Annotated in this window: 8 protein-coding genes and 1 pseudogene; 5 read left to right on the top strand and 4 right to left on the bottom strand. The window is 73.7% G+C overall.

Annotated features, from left to right (window positions below):
- Together RQM47_RS16425 and RQM47_RS16420 are read left to right on the top strand one after the other, a co-directional pair.
- Positions 1-1,025, top strand: a pseudogene (locus tag RQM47_RS16425) (class I SAM-dependent methyltransferase); the annotation flags it as partial.
- On the top strand, positions 1,022-1,963 hold the full coding sequence (locus RQM47_RS16420; protein ID WP_314009736.1) for a XamI family restriction endonuclease: 942 nt from the start codon (positions 1,022-1,024) through the stop codon (positions 1,961-1,963). The pseudogene RQM47_RS16425 and the gene RQM47_RS16420, both read left to right, overlap by 4 nt.
- A gap of 88 nt (positions 1,964-2,051) precedes the next feature.
- On the opposite strand, the gene RQM47_RS16415 is transcribed toward RQM47_RS16420, so the two are convergent.
- Together RQM47_RS16415 and RQM47_RS16410 are read right to left on the bottom strand one after the other, a co-directional pair.
- Positions 2,052-2,378 (bottom strand): hypothetical protein, encoded by a 327-nt coding sequence (locus RQM47_RS16415; protein WP_314009735.1) that lies wholly within the window; start codon positions 2,376-2,378, stop codon positions 2,052-2,054.
- Between the two features lie 763 nt (positions 2,379-3,141).
- Entirely contained in the window at positions 3,142-3,282 is a 141-nt protein-coding gene (locus RQM47_RS16410) for a hypothetical protein (protein WP_314009733.1), read from the bottom strand.
- 398 nt (positions 3,283-3,680) lie between these two features.
- On the opposite strand from RQM47_RS16410, the gene RQM47_RS16405 reads away from it, so the two are divergent.
- Positions 3,681-4,154 (top strand): hypothetical protein, encoded by a 474-nt coding sequence (locus RQM47_RS16405; RefSeq protein ID WP_314009732.1) that lies wholly within the window; start codon positions 3,681-3,683, stop codon positions 4,152-4,154.
- On the opposite strand, the gene RQM47_RS16400 is transcribed toward RQM47_RS16405, so the two are convergent.
- A complete protein-coding gene (locus tag RQM47_RS16400) occupies positions 4,151-5,491 on the bottom strand; it encodes an aminotransferase class I/II-fold pyridoxal phosphate-dependent enzyme (protein ID WP_314009731.1) in 1,341 nt (446 codons plus the stop codon). The two genes, RQM47_RS16405 and RQM47_RS16400, sit on opposite strands and share 4 nt — an antisense overlap.
- A 192-nt stretch (positions 5,492-5,683) precedes the next feature.
- Here RQM47_RS16400 and RQM47_RS16395 point away from each other — a divergent pair, with 192 nt between their 5' ends.
- Together RQM47_RS16395 and RQM47_RS16390 are read left to right on the top strand one after the other, a co-directional pair.
- A complete protein-coding gene (locus RQM47_RS16395; protein ID WP_314009729.1) occupies positions 5,684-5,884 on the top strand; it encodes a hypothetical protein in 201 nt (66 codons plus the stop codon).
- 89 nt (positions 5,885-5,973) lie between these two features.
- A complete protein-coding gene (locus RQM47_RS16390; RefSeq protein WP_314009728.1) occupies positions 5,974-6,228 on the top strand; it encodes a hypothetical protein in 255 nt (84 codons plus the stop codon).
- Here the strand turns inward: RQM47_RS16390 and RQM47_RS16385 are convergent.
- Entirely contained in the window at positions 6,208-6,597 is a 390-nt protein-coding gene (locus RQM47_RS16385; RefSeq protein WP_314009726.1) for a hypothetical protein, read from the bottom strand. The two genes, RQM47_RS16390 and RQM47_RS16385, sit on opposite strands and share 21 nt — an antisense overlap.
- Positions 6,598-6,620 lie beyond the last annotated feature (23 nt).

The following is a 6,620-nucleotide window of genomic DNA, read 5'->3' as shown; positions in this document are numbered from 1 at the left end:
CGAGCAAGCTGGCCGGGCTCCACGTCCACTTCTTCCTCGCCACCGCTGAGACCGCGCGGGCCGGGGACTACGGCGCGTTCGTCACGTCGAGCGAGTGGCTCGACGTCAACTACGGCCAGCTCGTCCGCGACCTCCTGGTGGGCGAGCTCGGCGTGGACGGCGTCCACGTGATCGAGCCGACGGCGATGCCATTCGAGGACGCCCAGACCACGGCCGTTGTCACTACGTTCGAGGTCGGCGCGTGCCCGGAGAGCGTCGGGCTCCGGCGGGTCGCCGACGTGGGCGCGCTCGGCTCGCTCCAGACGGACCAGCGCGTCCACCGGGACCGCCTGGCGTCGGCCCGGCGGTGGACGCCGCTCACGCGGACGGCGCGGGAGTACCCCGACGGGTTCGTCGAGCTCGGCGAGCTCTGCCGGGTCCACCGGGGCCAGGTGACGGGGGCGAACAAGGTGTGGATCGCCGGCGCGCACAGCGAGGGCCTCCCCGGCGACGTCCTCTTCCCGACGGTGACGCGGGCGAGGGAGCTGTTCGAGGCCGGGGCCGCGCTCGACGAGGTGGCCCACCTCCGCCGCGTGATCGACCTGCCCCCCGACCTCGACGAGCTCGACGGCGCCGAGCGGAAGGCGGCCGAGCGGTTCCTCCGGAAGGCGAAGAAGATGGGTGCCCACGAAGGCTACGTCGCTCGGCACCGCCGGGCGTGGTGGTCAGTCGGGCTCCGGGAGCCCGCCCCGATCCTCGCCACTTACATGGCCCGCCGCCCGCCCAGGTTCGTCCGCAACGGGGGGGACGCCCGGCACATCAACGTCGCCCACGGGCTCTACCCCCGGGACCCGCTCGGCGACGACGTGCTCGGCCCGCTCGCCTCCTACCTCAGCGGGAGCACGAGGCTCGGGCAAGGGCGGACGTATGCGGGGGGGCTCACGAAGTTCGAGCCGAAGGAGATGGAGCGCCTGATGGTGCCCTCGCCCGAGGTTCTGTCCGACCCCGACCGTCTAGCGGCGGTCACGGCCGAGATCGCCGAATGAGGACGAAAACGTGGACCGACGCGGAGTTGGAGAGGGACCGCCAGATCGCCATCCGGGACTTCGTACAGGAGCGGCTCGGCGAGCCCCTCGACGTGTACCTCGGCGACTTCGACGACGCGCAGGACGCGGTCGAGAACCTGCTCGAGGAGACGCTAGACCTCCACCTGCTGCTGCCGAACCAGCCGGTCGCTGAGCTCAGGGAGAGGCTGGCCACAATCGTGTCGGACAAGGCGCAGTACGACGCATTCCGGTACCTAGCGGGTCCGCCGATCTCCGAGGCGGACCTCCTCAACGTCTCCGACGTCCCGTCGATCGCGCGGTCCCGGATCGCGGGCGACCCGACCATCCTTGACCGCCTGGCGAGCACCGTGCTCTCAGCCCACGACCGCCGACGGTTCCCCTGGCTCACGGAGGGGAGGGAGCCGGAGCCCCCCGAGAAGCAGGCGGCCATCATCGCGACGGCGTCGCTGATCGCCTACCAGAAGAACCTCACGTGGCGGCGGAACAAGAGCAAGAGCGAGCAGGAGCAGCTCGTCGCTGACACGCTGGTAGCGGCAGGTTTCCGGGAGGTCCCCACGCGCGTCATTGAGTACGCGCAGGACGCTCCACAACCAGGCGAGTTTTGCCGCGAGACTAAGATTCGGACGGAGAAGGCTGACATCGTCGTGGGCCTCTACGACCGCCGTGTGGCCCCGGTCGAGTGCAAGGTGTCGAACTCGTCGGTCAACTCGTATAAGCGTCTCAATCGGGAGGCGGCGGGGAAGGCGCTCGTCTGGTCCTCCGTTTTGGGCGACCAGTTCGCTCCGGCGTCCGTGCTGAGCGGCGTGTACGCGATGCCGAGCTTGCAGCAGGCCCAGAACCGGGGCCTCTCGCTCTTCTGGGCGCACGACCTCCCCGCGCTCACGCGGTGGGTCGAGGGGACCCGGCCGGGGGTCTGAGCGGCGAGTCCGCTCAGAGCCGGCCGGTCCCGAGCCCCTACGACGACCCCTCGCTCGCACACCGAAGGCCGGACGGGTCGGCCACGGGTCAGCGCGCGGGTGGGCCGAGGGCGCTCTGGAAGAGGCCGCGCTCGTAGTCGCGCCGGAGTTGGCTGACGTTGCGGAAGGCGTAGGTGCTGGCAGCGGCGTCCCGGACGGGCTGGACGTCGAGGAAGCGGACCGCATCGCCGGGGCTGAACCCGTCGTAGCCACCGTCCTGGAACAGGAACGAGTAGCCGGACCGGCCGCCGACCTCGTACACCTCGTAGCAGACGCCGACTTCGCCGGCGCGGCAGACGGCCGAGTCGCGCGCGGCGACGGCGAGGGTTCCGACCTCGACGACCGGGGGCGGGGCGGTGGGCTCTCGTAGGGGCATGGGGGGCGAGGGTAGGAGCGGGTCAAAACTCACAGCCGCGAGCTGCGGTCCCGGGCGCTCGACGTGAAGGTCGACCCGCCCAGGGTCCTGGCCAGATAGGTGCAATGAGGTACGGTAGCGGCTCGTCGACTTCGCGTTTCACCGTGAGAGCGAACCGAGACTCCACCGGATCGCCTTACAGAGCCCGTCAGAGCGCTGCCGCTTCCCCGCCCCTAGCAAGACTGCGCAGTCAACGGGCCGGAGCGAAGTCGAACCTCGACGTGGTTCCCGGGGAGCGCTTCGGGCCGGCGGAACGCGACCTCACGGTCCCTGGACGTGGCGGGGCGACGGATTCGACCGGCGGACAGGACGGGGGGCGGAGACTTCGTCGCGCGGTTCGACCGCGACGGCGTCGTGGAGGCGCGGGCGCCCTACGACCTCCCTGGCTTATCGGACCCGTCCTGCGCCTCCGCCCTCACCGACGGCGCCGTGGGATCGTGACCCGGACGGCCCACCGGAGACGCGAGCGGACCCGCCCCCAAGCGAGACCGCGTGGGGGGGCGGGCGACACGCCGGCCCGACGAGCGGCGGCGACGTCCCCGGCGTGGAGCGACGTGCGGAGCCACCGGGCGAACGGCTGGACGTCGCGGCGGGCGGCGGCGGCGGGGCGGGAGGGGCGGGACGCGAACGAGGGCATGGTGCGAGAGCGGGGCGGTTCGGCCGGTAGACGCGCCCGCACTGGGAACGTAACTGGAGCGCTGAACGGGACGGCCTCGTGGTAGCCCTACCCCCCGCGCCGGGCTCCCCCGAGCGCCGCCCTGTAGCGGCGGGCGTCTCGGAGGGCCGGGCCGTACGTGCCGGGGTCGCCCGAGAGCAACCGGCGGACGAGGCTGGCCCGCCACGTGCCGTGGTCGGAGACGGTCACGCCCGGCCCCAGGGGGATCGGTCCCAGGGGGACCAGCCCGTCCTGGGGTCCGACAAGTAAACGCGCAGGATTGTCCGGTAGCCGATCTCGAACGCCTCCCCTGGGCTCTAGAGCGATTGCGAGGGCGAGGTCTCCGACAACCACTGGCTCTCGGACACGCGGCGCCGGGGGGGTGAGGACCGCACATGACGTGCCGCCGTGGCCGCCTAACGGACCGATGGTCTTCGCCAACCGGACAATCCTGTTCCAATGGTTGTCGGAGGCCTAGAGGGCGCGCGCGGTCAGACAGCCGGGACGCGGCCTCCGCCGCCCGAGCGCCAAGCCTCGGCCATGCCGGAGGAAGAAGTCGGCGGAGTCGCCGTCGGGGGGTAGGTTGGCCCCCGCGCTCCCCCCGCCCCATGCCCCACGAGGCCCCTGACCCGACGGGTCACCCGACGGGTCACCCGCCCCGAGAGACGGCCGTGTTCGCCGCCGACCACTACGGGCTCATGCAGCCCCGGCGGGCCGTGACGGCCGACGTCGTCGTAGCCTACGGGCTCGCCGTGGCGACCCACCCCGACTGGCGCCCGGGGTTCACGGAGGTGTGGGACCTCCGGTTCGCCCCCGTCGTCGACCTCGGCCCGGCCGACGCCCCGGTCCTCCTCGACCTCGAGCGCCGGACGGCCCGCGCGCTCACCGGGAGCGCGACGGTCATCGTGGCCACGCGGCCGTCCGTCCTGTTCTCGGTCAAGTTCTACGCCCGGCTCGCGAACCCGCTCGGGCGGACCGTGGTCGCCGTCGGTACGGAGGCCGGGGCCACCGCGCTCCTCGGCGTCGCCGCGCTCCCCGACCTCCGCTCCGCCCGCCGGCCCGCCCAGCGAGCGGTCCGCTAGGCCGCGGGGTCCGAGACCGCGGCGACGCCGGACGGGGCACCAGACGGGGCACCGTCGGGGGCGAACCGCGCCCACGCCTCGGCCACCACGTCGGTCGCCCGGTCGAGGTCGGCCCGCGTGTGCGAGGCCATGACGCTGAACCGGAGCCGCTGGCGGTGGACGGCGACGGCCGGGTACTCGACGGCGTTGGCGAAGACGCCCTCGTCGTGGAGGAACCGGGTGACCCGTCGGACGCTCATGCCCTCGGGCACCGGGACCGGGACGATGGCCGAGCCCGAGGCGACGTCGAACCCCTGCGCCCGGAGCCGACCGACGAAGTACGCCACGTTCTCGTGGAGCTCGCCCAGCGGGGCCTCCCCGCGCTCCAGGAGGTCGAGGCCCGCGAGGACGGCGGCGACCGTCGCCGGCGAGAGGGACGCCGAGAAGACGTTGGCCCGGGAGAAGTGGCGGAGGTAGTCGGCGACGGCCCGGCTCGTGCACGCGACGCCGCCGGTGACCCCGAACACCTTCGAGAACGTGCCCATGAGCACGTCGCAGTCGTCGGCCACGCCGGCCGCGTCGGCGGCCCCCCGGCCCTGGCGCCCGAGGACGCCGAGGCCGTGGGCGTCGTCGACGACCGTGAACGCGCCGCGGGCCTTGGCGACCGGGACGAGCTCGGCCAGGGGGGCCGGGTCCCCGTCCATCGAGTACACGCCGGCCACGCACACGAACGCGTCGCCGTCGGGGTACGCCTCGGCGTGGGCGTCGAGGTGGCGCCCGAGGTCGTCGGCGTCGTTGTGGGCGAACGTGACGGCGTCGCCCTGGGACATGGAGAGCCCGTCGAACGTCGAGGCGTGGCTCCGCTCGTCGCAGTACGCCACGTCGCGGCGGCCGACGAGCCCGGAGAGCAGGCCGACGTTGGTCCCGTAGCCCGAGTTGTAGAGGACGGCGGCCTCGGTCCCCTTGAACGCGGCGATCCGCTCCTCGAGCTCGCGGTGGAGCGCGGAGTACCCGCTGAGGAGCGGGGCGCCGCCCACGCCGGCCCCCCACTCCGAGACCGCGGCCCGGACGCGCTCGACGACGTACGGGTGGTTGGTCAGGCCGAGGTAGTTGTTCGACCCGAACATGAGCATGGGCCGGTCCTCGCCCGTCCGGTCGTCGCGGACGGTGACCTCGCGGTCGACGGCCGAGGACACGACGCGGTGGTAGAGCGACTCGCCCCGGCCCTGGACGCCCTGGATCCACTGGGAGTAGGCCCGGGTCCGGTCGCGGACGCCCAAGCGCCGGCTCCGGAGCAGGATCGAACGGAGGTCCATGTCGTCGGGGAACTCGGGGGCGGGGGTATCGGTGGCGCTCATGGGGTGTGGTGGGATCAGCGTTAGGATCAGACCGGACAAGCCCCGTGCCCTAGGGCTATCTAGGGCAAACGAGCAAGCTCGGGTCCTGGAACCGGCCCGTTTCTGCCCCATGTAGGATCAAATCGTACGGCCGGCCCGACCTTCTCTCTGGCGGCCCTCCGGTCCGAAACTCCCCCCCCCTTCCCCCCACCTATGCCCCCGAGCCCCCTGAGCCCCCCCCTCCCCGCCCCCCGCCTCCGCGTGCTCGAGGTCGCCGACGGCGACCCCGCCTTCGCCGCGGCCCTCCGCGGGATGATGTGGGACGCCTACGTACGGGCCGGCCGGCCGCTCGGCCCGAGCGAGGACGACATGTTCACGTGGTGGTCGTACGGCCGGGCCACGACGGTCCAGTAGCCGGCCCCGTCGCCGTCCGACTTTCCTTGGGGCCGCGGGGTTACGCCGGCCGGCCGGTCGCGTCTACCGGGTCCGCGCCCCCGACCCCTATGGCCGCCGCCTTCGACCGCCGCCGGACCCTGCTCGACCTCGCCGACACGCTCGACCGGGCCGGGCTGCACGCGAACGCCGGCCGCCTCCGCGCGCTCGCCGACGTGCCCCCGCCCCCACGGACGGCCGCGGACGAGGCCGAGGGCCGGGCGATCTGGGCCGAGGTCGAGGCGTTCGGGGACGCGCTCCTCGACGGCGACGGCCCCGACGAGGGGCACCGGCCGCGCGGGGCCTCAGCCGACGGCGGGCGCTGAGAACCCCCGGAACCGGCGGACGGCCCGGACCACGCCGCCGGCGTCGCACAGGGCGAGCTCTACGTCGGGGGGGGGCGGGGCGGCCCCCTCGGGGAGATCGACGGCGGCCTCGGCCGCGAGGTGGCCGGGGCTCCCCGGCGCCCCGACCTCGACGAGCACGGCGGCCGCGCCCGAGGGGGCCTCGCGGAGCCCGAGCGCGACCGGCCCGCGCTGGAGGGCCTCGCACGTGTCCTGGGTGGGGTCGTCGACGCGGAGCACGATCTGGACGCCGCCCTCGGCCACTCCCGCCCGGCCGCCCCCGAGCGGGATCGCCGCGACGTCGACCGCCGAGGGCGGGGCGGGTTCTCCTACCGTGAATACGTGGGTCATAGGGGTCGGGGTCGGGGGGGCCA

Origin of the sequence: Rubrivirga sp. S365 (genome assembly GCF_032248475.1) — a bacterium.
GTDB lineage: Bacteria > Bacteroidota > Rhodothermia > Rhodothermales > Rubricoccaceae > Rubrivirga > Rubrivirga litoralis.
This window is presented reverse-complemented; position numbering and strand designations above follow the sequence as displayed.

Coding starts and splice junctions, on each gene's coding strand:
- RQM47_RS16420 (WP_314009736.1), top strand. CDS start 1,022: ATGAGGACGAAAACGTGGACCGACGCGGAGTTGGAGAGGGACCGCCAG.
- RQM47_RS16415 (WP_314009735.1), bottom strand. CDS start 2,378: ATGCCCCTACGAGAGCCCACCGCCCCGCCCCCGGTCGTCGAGGTCGGA.
- RQM47_RS16405 (WP_314009732.1), top strand. CDS start 3,681: ATGCCCCACGAGGCCCCTGACCCGACGGGTCACCCGACGGGTCACCCG.
- RQM47_RS16400 (WP_314009731.1), bottom strand. CDS start 5,491: ATGAGCGCCACCGATACCCCCGCCCCCGAGTTCCCCGACGACATGGAC.
- RQM47_RS16395 (WP_314009729.1), top strand. CDS start 5,684: ATGCCCCCGAGCCCCCTGAGCCCCCCCCTCCCCGCCCCCCGCCTCCGC.
- RQM47_RS16390 (WP_314009728.1), top strand. CDS start 5,974: ATGGCCGCCGCCTTCGACCGCCGCCGGACCCTGCTCGACCTCGCCGAC.
- RQM47_RS16385 (WP_314009726.1), bottom strand. CDS start 6,597: ATGACCCACGTATTCACGGTAGGAGAACCCGCCCCGCCCTCGGCGGTC.